The 19693-nt window shown below is 74.4% G+C and carries 18 protein-coding genes and 1 tRNA gene; 10 read left to right on the forward strand and 9 right to left on the reverse strand.

From position 1 onward, the window contains the following. Positions 1–272 precede the first annotated feature (272 nt). Positions 273–1940, forward strand: coding sequence for a GMC oxidoreductase (locus ABZ924_RS17805; protein ID WP_361910049.1), 1668 nt, complete (start codon positions 273–275; stop codon positions 1938–1940). Between the two features lie 102 nt (positions 1941–2042). Here the strand turns inward: ABZ924_RS17805 and ABZ924_RS17810 are convergent, their stop codons facing one another. The 5 genes from ABZ924_RS17810 to ABZ924_RS17830 all read right to left on the reverse strand — a co-directional run bounded on the left by ABZ924_RS17810 (position 2043) and on the right by ABZ924_RS17830 (position 6190). Continuing rightward, positions 2043–2522, reverse strand: a complete 480-nt coding sequence (locus tag ABZ924_RS17810; RefSeq protein WP_361910223.1) for a carboxymuconolactone decarboxylase family protein — start codon at positions 2520–2522, stop codon at positions 2043–2045. Positions 2523–2527: 5 nt separating this feature from the next. Then, positions 2528–3619, reverse strand: a complete 1092-nt coding sequence (locus tag ABZ924_RS17815) for a dihydrodipicolinate reductase (RefSeq protein ID WP_361910052.1) — start codon at positions 3617–3619, stop codon at positions 2528–2530. A gap of 64 nt (positions 3620–3683) precedes the next feature. Next, entirely contained in the window at positions 3684–3806 is a 123-nt protein-coding gene (locus tag ABZ924_RS17820; protein WP_361910054.1) for a DUF6126 family protein, read from the reverse strand. A gap of 41 nt (positions 3807–3847) precedes the next feature. Continuing rightward, positions 3848–4519 carry an XRE family transcriptional regulator gene (locus ABZ924_RS17825; RefSeq protein ID WP_361910057.1) on the reverse strand — a complete coding sequence of 224 codons (672 nt, stop codon included), beginning with the start codon at positions 4517–4519 and terminating at the stop codon, positions 3848–3850. A gap of 81 nt (positions 4520–4600) precedes the next feature. Continuing rightward, positions 4601–6190: an ATP-dependent DNA ligase gene (locus ABZ924_RS17830; protein ID WP_361910060.1), complete on the reverse strand. Its 1590-nt coding sequence runs from the start codon at positions 6188–6190 to the stop codon at positions 4601–4603. A gap of 168 nt (positions 6191–6358) precedes the next feature. On the opposite strand from ABZ924_RS17830, the gene ABZ924_RS17835 reads away from it, so the two are divergent. The 3 genes from ABZ924_RS17835 (at position 6359) to ABZ924_RS17845 (ending at position 10879) form a co-directional block, all read left to right on the forward strand. Further along, a complete protein-coding gene (locus tag ABZ924_RS17835) occupies positions 6359–9142 on the forward strand; it encodes an alpha/beta fold hydrolase (protein WP_361910063.1) in 2784 nt (927 codons plus the stop codon). Between the two features lie 5 nt (positions 9143–9147). Then, complete coding sequence (locus ABZ924_RS17840) at positions 9148–10005, forward strand: ABC transporter permease (RefSeq protein WP_361910226.1); 858 nt, start codon at positions 9148–9150, stop codon at positions 10003–10005. Between the two features lie 130 nt (positions 10006–10135). Beyond that, on the forward strand, positions 10136–10879 hold the full coding sequence (locus ABZ924_RS17845; RefSeq protein WP_361910066.1) for a carbonic anhydrase: 744 nt from the start codon (positions 10136–10138) through the stop codon (positions 10877–10879). Between the two features lie 16 nt (positions 10880–10895). Here ABZ924_RS17845 and ABZ924_RS17850 read toward each other — a convergent pair whose 3' ends face one another. The 3 genes from ABZ924_RS17850 to galT all read right to left on the reverse strand — a co-directional run bounded on the left by ABZ924_RS17850 (position 10896) and on the right by galT (position 14216). After that, positions 10896–11852, reverse strand: a complete 957-nt coding sequence (locus ABZ924_RS17850; protein ID WP_361910069.1) for an aldo/keto reductase — start codon at positions 11850–11852, stop codon at positions 10896–10898. A gap of 142 nt (positions 11853–11994) precedes the next feature. Then, positions 11995–13167: a galactokinase gene (galK, locus tag ABZ924_RS17855; RefSeq protein WP_361910072.1), complete on the reverse strand. Its 1173-nt coding sequence runs from the start codon at positions 13165–13167 to the stop codon at positions 11995–11997. Beyond that, positions 13164–14216 carry a galactose-1-phosphate uridylyltransferase gene (galT, locus tag ABZ924_RS17860; protein ID WP_361910075.1) on the reverse strand — a complete coding sequence of 351 codons (1053 nt, stop codon included), beginning with the start codon at positions 14214–14216 and terminating at the stop codon, positions 13164–13166. The genes galK and galT overlap by 4 nt, the downstream gene beginning before the upstream one ends. A gap of 139 nt (positions 14217–14355) precedes the next feature. On the opposite strand from galT, the gene ABZ924_RS17865 reads away from it, so the two are divergent. The 4 genes from ABZ924_RS17865 to ABZ924_RS17880 all read left to right on the forward strand — a co-directional run bounded on the left by ABZ924_RS17865 (position 14356) and on the right by ABZ924_RS17880 (position 17346). Beyond that, on the forward strand, positions 14356–15978 hold the full coding sequence (locus tag ABZ924_RS17865) for a N,N-dimethylformamidase beta subunit family domain-containing protein (protein ID WP_361910078.1): 1623 nt from the start codon (positions 14356–14358) through the stop codon (positions 15976–15978). A gap of 138 nt (positions 15979–16116) precedes the next feature. Beyond that, a complete protein-coding gene (locus ABZ924_RS17870) occupies positions 16117–16518 on the forward strand; it encodes a VOC family protein (protein WP_361910080.1) in 402 nt (133 codons plus the stop codon). Positions 16519–16570: 52 nt separating this feature from the next. Further along, complete coding sequence (locus tag ABZ924_RS17875; protein ID WP_361910083.1) at positions 16571–16750, forward strand: hypothetical protein; 180 nt, start codon at positions 16571–16573, stop codon at positions 16748–16750. A gap of 107 nt (positions 16751–16857) precedes the next feature. Beyond that, positions 16858–17346, forward strand: coding sequence for a DUF3883 domain-containing protein (locus tag ABZ924_RS17880; RefSeq protein WP_361910086.1), 489 nt, complete (start codon positions 16858–16860; stop codon positions 17344–17346). Between the two features lie 141 nt (positions 17347–17487). Here the strand turns inward: ABZ924_RS17880 and ABZ924_RS17885 are convergent. After that, positions 17488–17561 (reverse strand) — tRNA-Trp (locus tag ABZ924_RS17885). Between the two features lie 128 nt (positions 17562–17689). Here ABZ924_RS17885 and ABZ924_RS17890 point away from each other — a divergent pair. Continuing rightward, a complete protein-coding gene (locus ABZ924_RS17890; RefSeq protein WP_361910088.1) occupies positions 17690–18301 on the forward strand; it encodes a hypothetical protein in 612 nt (203 codons plus the stop codon). 57 nt (positions 18302–18358) lie between these two features. Beyond that, a complete protein-coding gene (locus ABZ924_RS17895; protein WP_361910091.1) occupies positions 18359–19693 on the forward strand; it encodes a serpin family protein in 1335 nt (444 codons plus the stop codon).

Below are 19693 nucleotides of genomic sequence, written 5' to 3' on the forward strand. Positions count from 1 at the left end.
CTCCCGCCCGCGGGGGGCCGGCGGCGGCGGCCCCTCGGCGCGCGCCGGCGGCGGGGGCGCCGGCCTGCTCAGCGCCGCGGCGGCCGGAATCCGCCGCCGCCCGGTGCGCCCCCGCCGCGGCGTCCCCGCTGCTGGTCCGGGGCGGGCGGGACGCCCCGGATCCGGTCCGCGAGGCCCGTGAAGGGCCGGAAGTTACCTAGACGTATGTAGTGACTTCATGCGCGGGCAGCAGTAGAACTCGTTCCCATTCCTTCGAGAGTGAGGAACGTCACATGAGCGACAAAGGCCAGTGCGGCAACGGCCCGCACGGGATATCGCGCCGCGGGTTCATCACTGGAACGGGTTCTCTTGTCGGGGCGGCCGTCCTCGCCGGGCAGACCACCGCCGCCCACGCCCTCACCCGCGGCCCCGCAGCCGCCGCGGCCGCCGCTACGGCCGGCCCCATCGAATCCGGAGCGCGCGTGCCGGTCCTGGTGATCGGCACCGGCTACGGCGGCTCGGTCGCCGCGCTGCGCCTCGCCCAGGCCGGCGTCGACGTCCACATGGTCGAGATGGGGATGGCCTGGGACACCCCCGGCCCGGACGGGAACGTCTTCTGCAACACCACCAGCCCCGACCAGCGCTCGTACTGGCTGCGCACCAAGACCAAACAGCCGCTGAGCAACTTCCTCGGCTTCCCCATCGACAGGGAGATCCCGCGCTACACCGGCATCCTCGACGCCGAGGAGATGGGCGGGATCATCGTCTACCAGGGCCGCGGCGTCGGCGGCGGCTCGCTCGTCAACGGCGGCATGGCGGTCACCCCGAAGCGCTCCAACTTCGGCGCGATCCTGCCGTCGGTGAACGCCGACGAGATGTACGGCACGTACTACCCGCGGGCCAATGCGGGGCTCGGCGTGGGCCTGGTGGACCCGGCCTGGTTCGACACGGTCGACTGCTACCAGTTCGCCCGCGTCGGCCGCAAGCACGCCCAGCGCTCCGGGTTCCCGTTCGTCTTCGTCCCCGACGTCTACGACTGGGACTACATGAAGCAGGAGGCGGCCGGCACCGTCCCGAAGTCGGCGGTGGCCGGGGAGATCCTCTACGGCAACAACCACGGCAAGAAGTCGCTCCAGAAGACCTACCTCGCCGAGGCCCGGGCCACGGGCCGGGTCACCGTCTCCCCGCTGCACGAGGTCACTTCGGTCTCCCCCGCGGCCGGCGGCGGCTACAGCGTCGTCATCGACCAGATCAACACCTCCGGCGACACCACCGCCACCAAGACCGTCACCGCCGACCGGGTCTTCTTCGCGGCGGGCAGCGTCGGCACGAGCAAGCTGCTCGTCCGGCTGAAGGCGACCGGTGCCCTGCCCGGCCTCAACGGCGAGATCGGCAAGGGCTGGGGCGACAACGGCAACGTCATGTGCGGCCGCGCCAACCACCTCTGGGACCCCACCGGCAAGGTCCAGGCCTCGATCCCCTGCGGCGGCATCGACAACTGGGACGCGGGCGGCGCCTTCGCCGAGGTGGCACCGCTGCCGACCGGGATCGAGACGTACGCCTCCTTCTACCTGTCGATCACGAAGAACCCGAACCGCGCCGAGTTCACGTACGACGCGGCCTCCGGCACGGTCCGGCTGAACTGGCAGACGGCGTGGAAGCAGCCGTCCATCGACATGGCCAGGACCATCTTCGACCGGATCAACGCCAAGGAGGGCACGATCTACCGGAGCGACCTCTTCGGCACGAACAAGGTGTGGGGCGACCACCTCACCTACCACCCGCTCGGCGGTGCGGTGCTGGACCGGGCCACCGACAACTACGGCCGTCTGCACGGCCATCCGGGCCTGTACGTGATCGACGGCGCGCTGATCCCCGGCAACACGAGCGTCAACCCGTTCGTCACCATCACGGCCCTCGCCGAGCGCAACATCGAGAAGATCATCGCCACCGACCTGTAGGGCACGGCGCGGCCCCCCGCCGCGCGGGCAGCCCGGGGCCGCCGGGCGCACCGGCCGGCCCCGCACCGCTGCCGGCGTGCGCCCGGTTCCCGGGCCCCTGCCTCAGTGACCCGGCAGCACGCACACGCTGTCGAGGCCCAGCACGTGGTTGAGGCGGCCGAACGCCAGCCAGGATCCGATGCTCATCGTCAGCTCCACGATCTCGAGCTGGCTGTAGTGGGTGGTCATCCGCTCCCAGAAGGCGTCGTCGAGGTGGTGGTGGTCGAGGGTGTAGCGCTCGGCGTACTCCGCGGCCAGCCGGGTCCGCTCGTCGAAGCGGTCGGTGGTGCGCCATGCGGCGACCGCGTCGGCGAACTCCTCCTCGACCTTCTGCCCGTCCCGCTCGGTGCGCCAGTCCAGGCAGAAGACGCAGCCGTTGATCTGGGCGACGCGCAGCCGCGCGGCCTCGAACTCGCGGAGCCCCAGGGTGGTGTGGGCGTACACGGACAGCGAGAAGTTCGCGGCGGCCGCGCCGATCCCGGGGACCATGTCGCCCCAGACGTACTCGATCGGGTGCTGCCCTTCGGGTATGTCGATCCTCATGCCGGTCATGGCTGTTTCCTTCCGGTCCTTGCGAGTCTGCCGACGGCGGGGCGCAGCGGGACGTCGAGGGCGTCGTAGAGGCCCGGCGGTGCCTCCACCAGCCAGTCGATGGCGCCGACCAGACGGCCGACGGCCGTGGCGTTCCCCCCTGCGGAGCGGTTGCCGCCCTCGTCGGCCGCCTCGACGGTGACCTCGATGTGCGGGCGGCCCTCGATGATCACCCGGTGGGCGCCGTCGCCGCCGTCCGGCGGCACGGGCCAGTCGGGGGCGCAGGAGCCGTGGATGCGGGTGACGTGTTCGATGACGAGGCGGGGTTCGCCGTCGACGATGCCCTGGACCTCGAAGCGGACGGCGCCCTGGGTGCCGGCCTCGAAGACGCCCATGGTGCGGGTGGTGACGGTCCGTTCGAGGGGGCGGCGGTCGACGGTCTCGCGGATCTCGTCGAGTTCGACGCCGAGGGCCCGGGCCATCATGCGGATCTGCCCGCCCCACACGAGGGTGGGGACGGACGGGGCGAGCATCATCGGCAGCCGGTCCAGCGGCTGCCCCATGCCGACGAGGTCGCGGACCGAGTCGGGCTGGTCGTAGGTGGAGTAGTCGAAGATCTCCTGGCAGCGGATGGCATCGATACGGGTGCCGAGTCCGCTGAGCAGGAGCGGGAGCACGTCGTTGCCCCAGCCGGGGTCGACTCCGGAGGCGAACAGGGAGCCGCCGCCCTCCGCGACGGCGGCCGCGACCGGATCGCGGAACTCCGGCGGGGCGCTGCGGTGGTCGTAGAGCGGGTAGAGGGCCGGGCTGACGACGACCGCCCCCGCGCGCACGGCCCGGGTGATGTCGGCGAGCGCCCCGTCGGGCCGGATGTCGCCGGTCGCCGCGTAGACGACGGCCCGCGGCCGGGCGGCGAGGACCGCTTCGACGTCGTCGGTGGCCACGACGCCGGTGTCGTGGCCGAGTTCGCCGAGCCGGCCCGCGTCGAGGCCGACCTTGTCGGGATGGTGGACGATGACGGCGGCCAGTTCCAGTGCCGGATGGGCCGCCACGGCACGGATGGCCAACCGGCCGACGTTGCCGGTGCCCCAGACAACCGTGGGAATCATGCGCGGAGGGTAGCGACAGGACCTGCAGGTTCCTAGTGCCGTGAGGGGAAAACTGCCCGGCCGGTCACTGGTTCTGACCGCCCAGCAGGAAGAGGAGGTAGACGAAGAAGGCGAAGAGGTGGCCGACGAACAGGTAGGCGATCAGCCGTATCAGCAGTCCGCGCGGGAACTTGCCTTGCAGGCGCATGGGGTGGGGCTCCTTGGTCACGGGCCCGGGGCTCTCGGCCCTCAGGGGCGGTGGTGGGTGGTCGCGGCGCCGGGGCCGCCGCCGAGGCACAGCCCGGCGAGGCTGCTCTGCAGCAGGGTGTGGACGAACAGCAGGTCGGCGCCGCCGGAGCCGGCCGCCGCGATCCGGTGCGGGGTGAGCGAGTCGAAGTGCGCGCTGTCCCCCGGCTCCAGCAGGTACTCGGCTTCCGCCAGGTGCAGCCGCAGCCGCCCCTTCAGGACGTACAGCCACTCCTCTCCGGGGTGTACGCGGACCAGCTCGCCCTGGCTGCGGCCGTGCGGCACGTGCACCCGCAGGGCCTGCATGCCGCGGCCGGAGCCGCCTGCCTGCCAGTACGTCCAGCCGTCGGCCTCCCGGGCACCCGGACCGCCCGCGCGTACGATGGGATCGGCCACGGCGGGGGTCTCGCCGAGCAGCTCGGAGACGGTCGTACCGTAGGTGCGGGCGAGTCCGAGCAGCAGCGGCAGCGAGGGCTGGCGCCGCCCGGTCTCCAGCCGGGAGAGGTGGGCCGGCGAGAGCCTGGCCCGTGCGGCGGCCGCCTCCAGGGTGAGTCCGGCGCGGCGGCGCAGCTCGCGCAGCTGCGGGGCGACGGCGGGCAGCCTGTCGGATGCGGTGCCGGTGCCGGGTGCGGCCGCGTCGCCGGGGCCGCCGGGACCGGGAGGACCTGGTGTCATGCTCCGATTGAGCCAGAACCTTGCCTGGTAGGCAATCCGCCTTGCCTCTGAGGCAAAAGCGCGCGAGTGCCCGCTCGGGCCTCAGGACGCTTCGCCGGTCCCGTCGCCGGTCCGATCGCCGCTGCGGTCGTCCGTCGCGGCCGGCCCCGGTCCGCCGAGGACCGCCTCCACCGTGTCCGCCTCGTCCGCGCTCTTGTCCGGGCGGTGCCGCAGCACCCGGGCGAAGCGCAGCGCGACCCCGGCCGGGTAGCGGGGGGAGCGCTGGAGCCCGTCGTAGGCGATCTCCACGACGAGCTCGGGCCGCACCCGGACCGTGAACCCGTCGTCCTGCACGGCCAGCTCGCGCAGCCGGGCCGTCTGCCAGCGCAGCATCTCGTCGGTGAGGCCCTTGAAGGTCTTGCCGAGCATGGCGAAGGTGCCGTCGGCGGCCCGCGCGCCCAGGTGCAGGTTGGACAGGAACCCGGTGCGCCGGCCGTGGCCCCACTCGGCGGCGAGGACGACGAGGTCCAGGGTGTGGACCGGTTTGACCTTGAGCCAGTAGCGGCCGCGCCGGCCGGCCGCGTACGCGGAGTCCAGGGCCTTGGCCATGACGCCCTCGTGCCCGCGGCGCAGCGTCTCCGCCCAGAACTCCTCGGCCTCGACCGCCTGCCCCGCCGGGTCCTCGACCGCCAGCCGCCGGACCCTGTGCTCCTGCGGGACCAGGGCTGCGAGGACCGCGTACCGCTCGCGTACGGGCCGGTCGAGCAGGACGTCCTCCCCGGCGGCGAGCACGTCGAAGAAGTACGGGGTGACGGGCAGGGTGCGGCGGGCGGTCTCGACGTCGACGCGGGAGCCGACCCGGCTCGCGATGTCCTGGAAGGGCACCGGGCGGCCGTCGGCGCGCTGCCCGATGACCTCACCGTCCAGGATGAACCGGTCGCCCGCGAAGGCCCGCGCCGCCCGCACCACCTCCGGCAGCCGGCCGGTGATCTCGTCCAGGGAGCGCGTGTAGACGTGGATCTCTTCGCCCTCGCGGTGCACCTGCACCCGGATGCCGTCGAGCTTCTCCTCCACCGCGCAGGGCCCGAGCGCGGCGAGCGCATCGGCGATCGACGCCGCGGTGCCCGCCAGCATCGGCTGGACGGGCCGCCCCACGCGCAGGGTGAACCGGCCGAGCGCGTCCGCACCCTCGGCCAGGACCGCCGCCCCCACCCGGGGCAGCGACCCGTCCAGCATCACGGCGCGGCGCAGCTCCGCGGCCGGCACCCCGGCGGCCGCGGCCACGCCCTCCAGGGCCACCGCGTCGAGGGCGCCCTGGCGGACCTCTCCGGAGAGCAGGCTGCGCAGGAACCGCTGCTCGGGTGCGGTGGCGGCGCCGAGCAGGGCGTCGAGGATCCGGCGGCGCTCGGCCTGGGACCCCGTTCCGGCGACGACGGCGAGCTCGGCCACCGCCGCGTCGACCTCGGCGACACCGAGGGTGGGGTGGTCGGCGGGGGCGACCTCCCGGCCTAGGGTGCGCCAGCCGAGACCGGGTCGGCCCTGCGGGAGCCGTCCGGCCAGGTACGAGATGACCAGGGCGGCCTCGGCGGCGGGCGCGGCGGCGAACAGCTCCGCGAGCAGGGCGGTCTTGCGGGACCGGGCGGAGGTCTCGGCGACCTCCCGGGAGACGCGCGCGACCTCGGCGAGCAGCATGCCGACATCCTCCCGCCGCCGGGCGCAGCGCGCAGGTCGGGCGGAGTCGCGGCGGGCCGCCTACCGCGGTCGCGGTACGCCGGGGTGCCGGGCGTAGTCCTCAAGGAGGTGGGCGGGTCCGCCTGGGGGCGCTGAGCCGGGGCGGGGGCGGCGTCTAGGGTTCGACGTATGACGCTCCGACTGCCGAAGCCGCCGTTCCTGCGGCGCCGCCGAAGCCGCCTGCTCGCGGGCGCCGCCGCGCTCGCCGTCGTCGCCGGGGCCGGGACCTGGACGGCGGCCGCGTCCGGCGGGGAGCCGGCCGTGCACCGCGAGGACCGGGTGCTGCAGATGCCGGGCGCCGCGATCGACACCTCCTGGTTCACCCCCGCGGGGCCGGGACGGCGTCCCGCGGTGCTCCTGGGCCACGGCTTCGGGGGCAGCAAGGACGACGTGCGCGCGCAGGCCGAGCGGCTGGCCCGCGACGGCTACGCGGTACTGACCTGGTCGGCGCGCGGCTTCGGCCGCTCCGGCGGGCAGATCGGGCTGAACGATCCCGCGTACGAGGTCAAGGACGTCTCCCGGCTCGTCGACTGGCTCGCGGCGCGGCCCGAGGTGCAGCTCGACGGCGCGGGCGATCCGCGGGTCGGGGTCGCCGGGGCCTCGTACGGCGGGGCGGTGTCGCTGCTCGCCGCCGGGTACGACCGGCGGGTCGACGCGATCGCCCCGCAGATCACGTACTGGAACCTCGCGGACTCCCTGTTCCCACAAGGGGTCTTCAAGAAGCTGTGGGCGGGGCTGTTCTTCACCACCGGCTCCGCGGGCGGGCTGACGGCCCCCGGCCTCCCGTCCGCCGCGGCCCCGAGCGAGGCCCCGGCTGCTGCCGGTGCGGGCGGCCCGGCGAACGGAGCCGGTGCGGGCGCCGGCGCGTGCGGCCGGTTCCAGCCGGAGCTGTGCGCCATGTACGAGCGTGTCGCGGCGGCCGGGACCCCCGACGCCGAGGCCCGGGACCTGCTGGAGCGGCGCAGCCCGTCGGCGGTCGCGGACCGGATCAGGGTGCCGGCGCTGATCGTGCAGGGCCAGGACGACTCGCTCTTCCCGCTCGACCAGGCCGATGCGATGGCCCGGGCGATCGCCGCGAACGGGGCGCCCGTGGCGGTGGACTGGGCGGCCGGCGGCCACGACGGCGGGATGCGCGAGGCCCGCCGCGTCGAGGCCCGGGTCGCGGCCTGGTTCGACCGGTATCTCAAGGGGGACGAGGGCGCCGACACCGGTCCGGCCTTCCGCGTCTCGCGCTCCGGCGGCATCGATTCCACCGACGGGGCGGTGCGGCTGCGCGGTGCGAGCGGAGAGCACTACCCCGGCCTCGGTGCGGACCGCACGCAGGTCGCGCTGGCCGGCCCGGAGCGGGAGCAGACCTTCGCCAACCCGGCGGGCGGGACCCCCGCGGCGCTGTCGTCCGTACCGGGAATCGGCGGGCAGCTCGCGGCCTTCGGGGCCGGGCTGTCGACGGACTTCCCCGGGCAGTACGCCCGGTTCGAGTCGGAGCCGCTGGCCGGGGAGCTGCGGATCACCGGGGCGCCGAGCGTCACCCTGAACGTGAGGTCGACCGCCGCCGACGGCTCGGCCGTCCTGTTCGGCAAGGTGTACGACGTCGGGCCGGACGGGCGGCAGGCGGTACTGCCGCACCAGCTGGCCGCCCCCGTACGGGTGACGGACGCGGGGGGCCGGGGCCGGGCCGTGGAGCTGCGGCTGCCGGCCGTCGACCACGCCGTGCAGGCCGGGCACCGGCTGCGGCTCGTGGTGTCGGCCACCGACCTCGGCTACGCCTCCCCCGCCGCCCCGGCCTCGTACACGGTGTCCCTCCAGGGCCCGCTGGCCGTCCCGGTCGCCGACGGGGTGCGGACCGCCTCGGCGGGACTGCCCGCCTGGACCTGGGCCCTGCCGCTGGGTGCCGCCCTGCTGGCCGCGGCACTGCTCGGCCTGCGCCGGCCCGGCCGCGGCGGTGCACGGGCCGGGGCGGAGGGGCCGGGCACGGCGCGGCCCGACCCCGCGCTCGCCGACGTACCCCTGGACATCACGGGTCTGACGAAGCGGTACGCGAAGGCGCAGGACCGCTATGCGGTACGGGACCTGTCGTTCCGGGTGGAGAAGGGGCAGGTGCTGGGGCTGCTCGGGCCGAACGGCGCCGGCAAGACCACCACGCTGCGGATGCTGATGGGCCTGATCTCCCCCGACGCCGGCGGGATCAGGGTGTTCGGGCATCCGGTACGGCCCGGCGCGCCGGTGCTGTCGCGGGTCGGGGCCTTCGTCGAGGGGGCCGGGTTCCTGCCGCACCTGTCGGGGCGGGCCAATCTGGAGCTGTACTGGCGGGCCACCGGCCGGCCCGCCGAGGACGCGCACATGGCGGAGGCCCTGGAGATCGCCGGGCTCGGCGATGCGCTGGAGCGCGCCGTGCGCACGTACTCCCAGGGCATGCGGCAGCGGCTGGCGATCGCCCAGGCCATGCTGGGTCTGCCGGACCTGCTGATCCTCGACGAGCCGACGAACGGTCTGGACCCGCCGCAGATCAGGGAGATGCGGGACGTGATGATCCGGTACGCGGCGGGCGGCCGAACGGTGATCGTCTCCAGCCATCTGCTGTCCGAGGTGGAGCAGTCCTGCACCCACCTGGTGGTCATGGACCGCGGGCGGCTGGTGCAGGCGGGCGAGGTCGGCGAGATCACCGGTGGCGGGAACACGCTGCTGGTGTCGCTGGAGGAGCCGGTCGAGGAGGTGACCGTCGCGAAGGTGGCGGCGCTGGAGGGAGTGGAGTCCGCGGTGGCCTGCGAGGACGGCCTGCTCGTACGGCTCGACGGGGCGACGGCCGCGGGTCTGATCGCCGAACTGGTGCGGCTGGAGGTGCCGGTGAGCGGGGTGGGGCCGCACCGGCGGCTGGAGGACGCGTTCTTGACCCTGATCGGAGGTACGGCGTGAGCGCCATGGCGGAGGTCGCGGCCGGCTACCGGCCGGGCCGGACGCTGCCGCTGCGGGTGGAGGCGCTGCGGCAGTGGCGCCGGCGGCGGACGCTGGTGATGGGCGGGGTGCTGGCCGCACTGCCCTTCGTCATGATCATCGCGTTTGCGGTGGGCGGCGGACAGGACGGCGGCCGCGGCGGCGGGGACGGGCGGATCTCGTTCATCGACACCGCGACCGCCTCGGGCGCGAACTTCGCGGCCACCTGCCTGTTCGTGTCGGCCGGGTTCCTGCTGGTGGTGCCGGTGGCCCTGTTCTGCGGGGACACGGTGGCCTCCGAGGCGAGCTGGTCCTCGCTGCGCTACCTGCTGGCCTCGCCGGTGCCGCGGGCACGGCTGCTGTGGAGCAAGCTGGTGGTCGCGCTCGGGTTCAGCCTGGCGGCGATCGTGCTGCTGCCGGTGGTGGCGCTGGCGGCGGGCACGGCCGCGTACGGGTGGGGGCCGCTGAAGCTGCCCGCGGGCGGGGTCCTGGCGGCGGGGGACGCGGTCTGGCGGCTCGCGCTGGTCGCCGCGTACGTCTTCGTGTCGCAGCTGGTCACGGCGGGGCTGGCGTTCTGGCTGTCGACGCGGACGGACGCGCCGCTGGGCGCGGTCGGCGGGGCGGTCGGGCTGACCATCGTGGGCAATGTGCTGGATGCGGTGACGGCGCTCGGCTCGTGGCGGGATTTCCTGCCGGCGCACTGGCAGTTCGCCTGGGCGGACGCCCTCCAGCCGCAGCCGGAATGGGGCGGCATGGTCGAGGGGGCGGCGGTGTCGGTGTCGTACGCGCTGGTCCTGTGCGCGCTCGCGTTCCGCGGGTTCGCGCGCAAGGACATCGTGTCCTGACGGCCTGCCGGCCGGTGTGGGCCGTTCGCGTCAACGGCGCCCGTGCGCGCGTGTGCCGCAGGCCCCGGCGCTCCCCTCGCTGCTCACAATCGCGGTCGGCACGTCTGCGCGACAGCGAGGGGTACGACCGATGGAGCCAGCAGGACGTCCGGCCCGCAGGGCCGTGCTGACCGGCGGACTCGCGGCCGCCGCCGCGACCGCGGCCGCGGTGCTGTCGGGGTGCTCCTCCGCGAGCTCCCCCAAGGCCGTCACGGCCGCGCCGCCCGAGCCCCCGTCCACCCCGAAGGCCGCGTACGACCGCCTGATGGCCGGCAACGAGCGCTGGGTGAGCGGCGAGCTCGAACACCCCGACCGGGACCCGGAGCGGCGCGAGCTGGTGGCCCAGGCACAGAACCCGTACGGGGTGGTGCTGTCGTGCATCGACTCCCGCGTGGCGCCCGAGCTGATCTTCGACACCGGGCTCGGCGACCTGTACGTCCTGCGCACCGGCGGGCAGGCGGTCGGCCCGGTGGTCACCGGCTCGGTGGAGTACGGCCCGATGACGGGCGGCACCCCGCTCGTCATGGTGCTCGGGCACCAGCGCTGCGGCGCCATCGAGGCGGCCTACAAGGCGATGAAGGAGGGCAGGGCCCTGCCCGGCAACCTCCAGGCCATCGCCAAGGCCCTGCAGCCCGCGTACGAGGAGACCGCCAAGAGCCCCGGCAAGGACCCGGTCGACACCATGACCCGCAACCAGATCAGGATCACGGCGGACAGCCTGCGGGCCAACGCCGACCTGGGGCCCCTGGTGAAGAAGGGCTCCCTGGCCGTCGTCGGCGCCTACTACTGGCTGGACACGGGTCGCGTCGAGGTCCTGTCGGGCGCGCCGAGCTGAGCCCCGGCGTCGTCCTTCAGGCCACCGGGCCCGCGGTGCCCGTGACCGCCTCGATACCGGCCAGGAGCTCCGCCTCCAGCGGGCGGTCGGCGACGGCGGCGTTGGCGCGCACCTGCTCGGCGGAGGTGGCCCCGGCGATGACGGAGGCGCAGCCGGGCTGGGCCGAGAGCCAGCCGATGGCCAGGTCGAGGAGGCTGCGGCCGTGCTTGTCGGCGAGGGCGGCCAGCGCCTCGACGGTGTCGAGTCGCTCCTCGGTGAGGTAAGCGTCGCGCCCCTCCAGCCGGGATCCGGCGGGGACGGGCGCGCCGCGCCGGATCTTCCCGGTCAGCAGCCCGTTGGCGAGCGGGAAGTACGGCAGGACGCCGAGGCCGTAGTGGCGGGCGGCCGGGACGAGCTCCGCCTCGACGGAGCGCTGGAGCAGCGACCACTCGTTCTGCGCCGAGACGAAGGGGACGGCGCCGGTCTCGCGGGCGACGTGGGCGGCCTCGGCGAGCTGCCAGCCGCTGAGGTTGGAATGGCCGATGTAGCGGACCTTGCCCTCGGCGACGAGCTCGGTGAGCGCGGCCAGCGTCTCGGCGACGGGGGTGGCCGGGTCGGGGCTGTGCAGCTGGTAGAGGTCGATGTGGTCGGTGTCCAGGCGGCGCAGGGACTCCTCGACCGCGCGCCGGATGTAGGCGCGGCCGCCCTTGGCCCCGGCGGCGGGCCCGTAGCCCATGTCGACGCCGGCGAAGCCGAACTTGGTGGCGAGGACGACCTGCTCGCGGCGGCCCTTGAGGGCCTTGCCGAGGTGGCTCTCGGAGCCGCCGCCCCCGCCGTAGATGTCGGCGGTGTCGAGGAGGGTGATGCCGGCGTCGAGGGCGGCGTCGACGACCTCGCGGGTGGCGCGGGCGTCGAGCCAGCCGCCGAAGTTGTTGCAGCCGAGTCCGACGGCGGAGACCTGAAGGCCTGAACTGCCCAGGGGGAGATAGCGCATGCGGGTTGTCCTCCACACTCGTCCGGCTCGTGGTCACTGGCCCGAACGGCCAGTCTAGACGGAGTCGTTGTGCAGGCTCTCGGTCCCTTTCGGGCTCGGGCCCGTACTGCAGACGCATGCATGCTCGGGCCCGTGCTGCGGCTCATTGCAGTCGGTGCGCTCCCGCCGCCGGGGCCGCCGCCGTGATGCGCGGCGGCCGGTGGCCCGCCCGGGCGAAGGCCTGCGTGACGGCCCCGGCGACCGCCGCCTCGGCGTCCGCGTCGATCAGGGCCAGGGCGGAGCCGCCGAAGCCGCCGCCGGTCATCCGGGCCCCGTACGCGCCCGCCGCTTCGGCGGTGGCCACGGCGAGGTCGAGTTCCGGGCACGACACCTCGTAGTCGTCGCGCAGGGAGGCGTGCCCCTCGGTGAGCAGGGGCCCGGCGTCGCGCAGCCGTCCGGCGCGCAGCAGCTCCTCGACCCGTACGACGCGTTCGTTCTCGGTGACGACGTGCCGGACGCGCCGGCGCTGCACCGGATCGCCCAGCCGGGCCAGGGCCGCGTCGAGGTCCGCGTACGGCAGGTCGCGCAGGGCCGGCAGCCCGAGCAAGGCGGCGGCCCCGTGGCAGGAGGCACGGCGCTCGGCGTAGGCACCGTCGGCGAGGTCGTGCTTCACGCGGGTGTCGATGACGAGCAGGCGCAGTCCGGCGGCCGCGCAGTCGAAGGGGATGTGCTGCCGGTCGAGGCTGCGGGTGTCGAGGTGCAGGGCGTGCCCGGCGGTGGCGCACGCCGAGGCCGTCTGGTCCATGACGCCGCACGGCACGCCGACGTACGCGTTCTCGGCCCGGCGGGCGAGTGCGGCGAGCTCGGTCCGGGTGACGGGGATGCCGTACAGGTCGGTGAGGGCCAGGGCCGTGGCCACCTCCAGGGCGGCGGAGGAGGACAGGCCCGCTCCGGCCGGGACGTCGGAGCTGATGTGCAGGTCGGCCCCGCCGAGCGGGCTGACCGGAAGGCCGGCGTCCAGCAGGGCCCACAGCACTCCCGCGGGGTAGCGGGCCCAGCCGTCGGGGCCCTGCGGCGGGCGCGCCGGATCGAGGTCGGCGAGGCGGAGGGTGAGGACGCCGGAGGGGACGTCGGCGGAGTGGAGCCTGAGGAGCCCGTCCGTGCGCCGGGAGGCGGCGACCTGCGTGCGCTGCGGCAGGGCGAAGGGCAGGCAGAAGCCGTCGTTGTAGTCGGTGTGCTCCCCGATCAGGTTGACCCGGCCGGGGGCGGCCCAGACGCCCTCGGGCGCCGAGCCGTACAGACGGCGGAACGCGTCGGCAGCAGGGGTCGCGGTCACCGGCTCGCCACCTCCCGCAGCCGGGCGGCCGCGTCCTCGGGCCGGACGTCGTTCATGTAGGCCTCCATCCCGGATTCGGTGCCGGCCAGGTACTTGAGCTTGTCGGCGGTGCGCCGGACCGTGAACAGCTCCAGGTGGAGCGCGAAGTCGGCGCGCCCCTCGCCCGCCACCGGCGCCTGGTGCCAGGCGGAGACGTACGGCGTGGGTTCCGGCCGGTCGAAGAGCCGGTCGAAGCGGCGCAGCAGTTCCAGGTAGACGCGGGGGAACTCGGCGCGGGCGGCGTCGTCCAGGGTGGTCAGGTCGGCGGTGCGGCGGTTCGGGTAGAGGTGGACCTCGTACGGCCAGCGGGCGGCGTAGGGCACGAAGGCGGTCCAGTGCTCCCCGGCGAGGACGACCCGGGTGCCCTCGGCGGGTTCGGCGCGTTCGGCGGCGAGGACCTCCTCGAAGAGGTTGCCGCCGGTGCGGGCGCGGTGCGCGGCGACGGTGGCCAGCATGCGGGTGGTGCGGGGGGTGATGAAGGGGAAGGCGTAGATCTGGCCGTGCGGGTGGCCGAGGGTCACGCCGATCTCGGCGCCCCGGTTCTCGAAGCAGTAGACCTGCCGGACGCCCTCGCGGGCGGAGAGTTCGGCGGTGCGGTCGGTCCAGGCGGCGAGGACCAGCGCGGCGCGCTCCTCGTCGAGCTCGGCGAAGGAGGTGCGGTGGTCGGGGGTGAAGCAGATGACCTCGCAGCGGCCGGTGTCGCCGGCGAGGGAGGGGAAGCGGTTCTCGAAGACGGCCACCTCGTAGTCGGGGGCGGGGATCTCGCTCGCGCGGCCTTCGGTGGAGGGGCACAGGGGGCAGTCGTCGGCGGGCGGCAGGTGGGTGCGGCCCTGGCGGTGGGAGGCGATGACGACGAAGTCGCCGAGCAGCGGGTCGCGGCGCACCTCGGAGCCGGCGGCGGGTGCGTCGAGGGGGCGGGTGTCGAGGTGGACCGCGCGGGCCGCGCCGTCATCGGTGTCGTAGTAGAGGATCTCGCGGCCGTCGGCCAGTCGGGTGCTGGTTCGCTTCACGTGCACAGCCTCTCTCACCCGTGGGTGGCCGCGGACGGGCGGGCCGGATTCGGCCGGTGGAGCGGTCGTGGCGCGGATCACGGGCCGTACACCCGATCCGGTGAAGGACGGCCCCCAAGGGTGACATAACGTGCCCTCCATGGAGCAGGAGCACGCGCCCGGGCACGGCGCAGCGGCAGGCAGACGACGGTTCCTCACGATCGCGACGGGGGCGGCCGCCCTCGCCGGGCTCGGGGCCGTGGCCGGCTGCGCGGACGGGGACGCCGACGCCGACGCCGGCCAGGCACTGCGGGCGGGGCAGGGCACCGGTCCGAGCGCCCGCGCCTCCGCGGCCGTGGGCGCCCCGGGCGGGTTCGACGTCAAGGCCGAGAACGCCAAGCCGGGGAACGCCGACTGGCACGTGTCCAAGGCCGGCCCGGCGCGCGCCATCGAGGGCTTCGCCGACAAGGTGAGCGTGCTGCCCGGCGAGTCCTTCGGGCTGCACGTCTCCACCACCGCACCCCGGTTCACCGTCTCCGCGTACCGGATGGGCTGGTACGGCGGCGCGCGGGCCCGGCTGGTGTGGCGCTCCGAGGCCCTGCCCGGCGTGCGCCAGCCGGAGCACACGGTGGACCCCGCGACCCGGATGGTGCGCACCCGGTGGCCGCGTACGGCGACCGTCGACACCAAGGGCTGGCCGGAGGGCTGCTACCTGCTGCGGCTCGACGCACAGGGCGGCGAGGGCCAGCGCTTCGTGCCGGTCACCGTGCGGTCGGCGGCCACCGCGGGACACACCGTCGTGGTCAACGCGGTGGCGACCTGGCAGGCGTACAACCGGTGGGGCGGCTACGGCAGCTACGACGGACCGAACGGCGCGTACGGCACGCGGTCGCTGGCGGTGACCTTCGACCGCCCGTACGACTACGACGACGGCGCAGGGCTGTTCCTGGTGTACGAGGCTCCGCTGCTGGCCCTCGCCGAGCGGCTCGGCGTACCCCTGGCCTACGCCACGACCACCGACGTGGCACGGGAGAAGCGGCTGCTGGAGGGGGCCGCGGCGGTGCTGTCGCTCGGCCACGACGAGTACTGGTCGCCGGAGCAGCGGGCGCACTTCACCGCTGCCCGCGACGCCGGCACCAACATCGCGGTCCTGGGCGCCAACTGCTGCTTCCGCCGGATCCGGCTGGAGCCCTCCGAGCTCGGGCCGGACCGTACCGTCGTGTGCTACAAGAGCTCCTACGAGCAGGACCCGGGCTTCAAGCGGGGGCAGCCGGCCACTGTCGACTTCCGCTCGGCCCCGGGCGCCGACCCGGAGAGCGCGCTGCTCGGCGTGATCTACGACGGCTACCCGGTGGACGCCCCGTACGTGGTGACCCACCCTGAGCACTGGCTGTTCGAGGGCACCGGGGTGAAGGCGGGCGACCGGTTCGCGCACCTGGTGGGCGTCGAGTACGACAAGGTCAACACCGGTTTCCCGACCCCGCGGCCGATCGAGATCCTGGCCCACTCCCCGGTCGTGTGCGAGGGCCGGCCCAGCCACCAGGACACGGCGTACTACACGGTGCCCAGCGGCGCCGGGGTCTTCGCGACGGGGACCATGCGCTGGGTGGAGGCCCTGGACGCGACGGGCGACGGGCGCAGCGGCGCCAACCACGGCCTGGACGCGAAGGCGGGGGCCCTGACCACCCGGGTGACGGAGAACCTGCTGCGGGTGTTCGCGGCGGGCCCGGCCGGGCGGACGCACCCGGCGCAGGACAACGTGAAGACGGTGTACGGGGGTTGACCGGGGGGACACTTCGACCGAAAGGGGTGGACTCGTCCCGCAGGCGTGCATAGGATCGTGATCACGGCATCGCGTGTCGGTCACCGACCGGGTGAGGCATGGAGGTGCCCGTGATGTGCCTTGCGGAGGCATTCACACATGTCAGTCAGCCTGAACCACACGATCGTCCATTCCCGGAACAACCGGGAGTCCGCCGCGTTCCTCGCGGACATCCTCGGCCTGGAGGTCGGGGCCGAGTGGGGGCCGTTCGTCCCGGTGGAAACCGGCAACGGTGTCACCCTGGACTTCGCGAGCGCAGCCCCCGGTGAACCCATCACCGTGCAGCACTACGCGTTCCTGGTCTCCGAGGCGGAGTTCGACGCCTCGTTCGCGAAGATCGAGGCGGCCGGGATCCCGTACTGGGCGGACCCATACCAGAAGCACCCGGGCGAGATCAACCACAACGACGGCGGCCGCGGCGTCTACTTCCTGGATCCGTCGGGACACGCGCTGGAGATCATCACGCGCCCGTACGGCTACCAGGAGGACGCGGCCGAGTAGCGGTCACGGCCCGAGGTGCATCCGGCTCCGAGCGGAGAAGGATCTGGTCGGCATGAAGCTGCAAGTGGCCAGTTCTGATTCGTCGGCCGCCGTCTCCATGTGGTTCGGCCTGCGCTACCCCGACGGCAGCAAGACGAAGTGGCGGCCCGCCGGCTTCGCCCGCGACCCGGAGGCGATCCAGGGCTTCATCGAGGCTCACGGCGCACACAAGGCACTGCGCGGGTACGCGTGACTCCCAGCGCGTGCCGTGGCATATGGCGAAGGGACGAGGCAGCCGCCGAGGGGCGCAGCCTCACGGACGCCGTCCTCGGAGACCTGCCAAGTGGCAAGCTGTGTGCCGTGACCGCGAACGAGGTGGAGCAGATCGCCATGGCCCTGGCCGCCGCGTACGAACAAGGGCAAGGTCGGCTGGTGACCGACGTCAGCCGCGGCTGGGGCTTGCACGGGAGGGAGGTCGGAGACTGGCTTCGCCGACGCCACCCGGATGTTCGCAGACAGACCTGCGACCTCTTCTCCCGGCACGCGGACGGCTCGCTGGCTCGTCTCATCGAGGTGAAGGGCCGGGGCGGGCGGACGAGCGTCTCCCTCGTCGACCGGCAGTACAGCGCGATGGTGACCTGCCGCGAGGACTGGTGGCTGTACGTCGCCCTCGAGTGCCGGACCGACCGCCCGAAGCTCGTCGTCGTCCGTGAGCCGGCCCGCCTTCCGTGGCACCGCCTGCCGGGCGCCGCAGGGACGCTCCACGGCAGTCCGCGGGTGCGGGACGAAGGCCACTGGCACGTGGGGCAGGACGACATCCTGAGACTGGGCAGCGTGGTCACGGGCTGACCATGCGGCCCCACCTCGGCGCCGGCTGGAGCAGAGCGACTTCGCCGGGGTGACGTACCGCCAACGTACAGCTGCACGCCAAAGGCCCAGGCAGACGCGGTCTGCCTGGGCCTTTAGTGACGAACTACCCGTTCACGGAAGCAGGGGCGACAGGATTCGAACCTGCGGCATTCGGTTTTGGAGACCGACGCTCTGGCCAGCTGAGCTACACCCCTTCGGCGAGACCAACCATGCCATGTCGCGGCGCGGAGATCCAATCAATTGCCCGCGGACTCGCGGTGGCGGCGGGCGGGGCCTCAGAGGATCGTGGGCAGGGGAGGCGGCCCGAGCAGGAGGTTCCGCCATGCGCCGGCTGGAGGAAGCCGCACCGCCGCGGCGGCATGTGCGGCGGCTGCTGCTGTCGGGCGTCCTGGCGGCGCTTGTGCTGGCGGTCCCGTCCCGGCCGGGTGCGGCGGCCGGGACCGTGGCTCCGGGCGGCCCGGCTGCAACGGGCGTTCCGGCCGGCACGGCTGCTCCGGTCAGGCCGGGCGGTACGGGCGGGCCCGGCGGGGAGACCGTCTCGCTTGCCGGGAACGGGCCCGGCGAGCGGCTCGACGTCACCCTCACCCGCGTCGTGGACCCCACGGCACCGGCGGGGGCGGTGCCCGCGGCCGCCACGGCCGATCGGCTCGTGGCCGTACGGTTCCGGCTGGTGAACACCGGGACCGCGGTCTACCGCGACTCCCCCGCCCCCGCCGCGCACCTGCTGGACGCCGACGGCCACCGCTTCACCGGTTCCAACGCCGCGACGACCGCGGGCCCGCCCTTCCCGGAGACCGTCACCCTCCACCCGGGCGGCGGCTCGGCGCTCGGCTTCGTCGCCTTCCGCCTGCCGCAGGACGCCCGTCCCGCCGCCGTGCAGTTCGCGCTGAACGGCGGCCTCGCCGACGACGTCGGCCACTGGAGCCTGTCCTAGCGGCGGCCGCCGAAATCGACTGCGGCGCGGCGGTGTTCGTCCCTTACCCTCCGGACCATGCGCAATACGACGATCCGTGCGGTCAACCGGCTCACCGCACGCTGGGCCGAACAGGCCGTCACCGGCAAGACGGGCGACACCGGCGGCACCGGCGGCACGGGTGACACCAGCACCGTCCTCACGGCCGTGGGGGTCTGGCCCCTGCTCGCCCTCCTCGCCGACGGCGCGGCCGGCCCGGCCCGCGAGGAACTCTCCGAAGCCCTCGGCATATCCGCCGACTCGGCGGCCGCGGCGGCACGCGAACTCCTCGCCGGCCTGTCCGGCGTACAGGGCCTCCGGACGGCCACGGGGCTGTGGGCCCTGCAGGACCTGCCCCTGGAGCAGCAGTGGCTGGAGGCGCTCCCGGACGGCGCCCACGGGCTGCTGACCGGCGACCCCGACACCGACGCCAAGAGCCTCGACGCGTGGGCCGCCGAACACACGGGCGGCCTGGTCGAGCGGATGCCGGTCGACTTCCCGCCGCCCCCCGCGCACACCCAGCTGGTGCTCGCCTCCGCGCTGGCCCAGCGGCTGCGCTGGATCCAGCCGTTCCGTACCGGGATCGTCGAGCCGTACGAAGGCCCCTGGGCCGGACGGGTCCTCACCGCGCTGCGCCGCAGCACCACCCTCCTGGACCGGGTCCGCGTGGCGCAGACCCCGGCGGGTCCGGTCACGGTCCTCGAGGTGGTCGGCGACGGCGGCGTGGACGTCCACCTGGTGCTGGGCGCACCCGGTGCGCCGCCGGGCCGGGTCCTGTCCGACGGGGTCGGGGTGGTGACCCGCGCGCTCCCGGCCACCGGCGCGAGCCTGCTGCCCGAGGGGAACCCGGGTCCCGGCCTGCGCATCGGGACGGTCCTGTCGCCCGATCCGGAGCCGTACCTCCACATCCAGACGACGGCTTTCGACGTGACGGCCGAGCACGATCTCCTCGACCACCCCGGCCTGTTCGGCCTCACCTCGGCCTCGGACACGGCCGCTGGCCACTTCCCGGGGATCAGCCCCCGCCCCCTGGCAGTGGGCTCGGCACGCCAGTCGGCGATGGCCCGCTTCGACGCCGAGGGCTTCGAGGCCGCGGCCGTGACGGCCGTTGCGGCCGCGGCCGGCGCGGCGGCGCCGACCCGGTTCCGCTACCGCACCCGGCAGGCCGAGGTCTGCTTCGACCGCCCCTTCGGCTTCCTCGCCGTCCACCGCACCTCCCGCCTGGTGCTCGCGGCGGGCTGGGTCACCGATCCCCTCCCGTACGAGGAGCGCGAGTACCCCGAGTACGAGGAGTGGCAGAAGCGGGCCGAGGAAGAAGCGGCGGACGCCGAGTGGGAGGCGGAGCAGCGGGCCGTGGCGGAGCAGGCGCAGTGA

Origin of the sequence: Streptomyces sp. NPDC046876, from assembly GCF_040645035.1 — a bacterium.
Classification (GTDB): domain Bacteria; phylum Actinomycetota; class Actinomycetes; order Streptomycetales; family Streptomycetaceae; genus Streptomyces.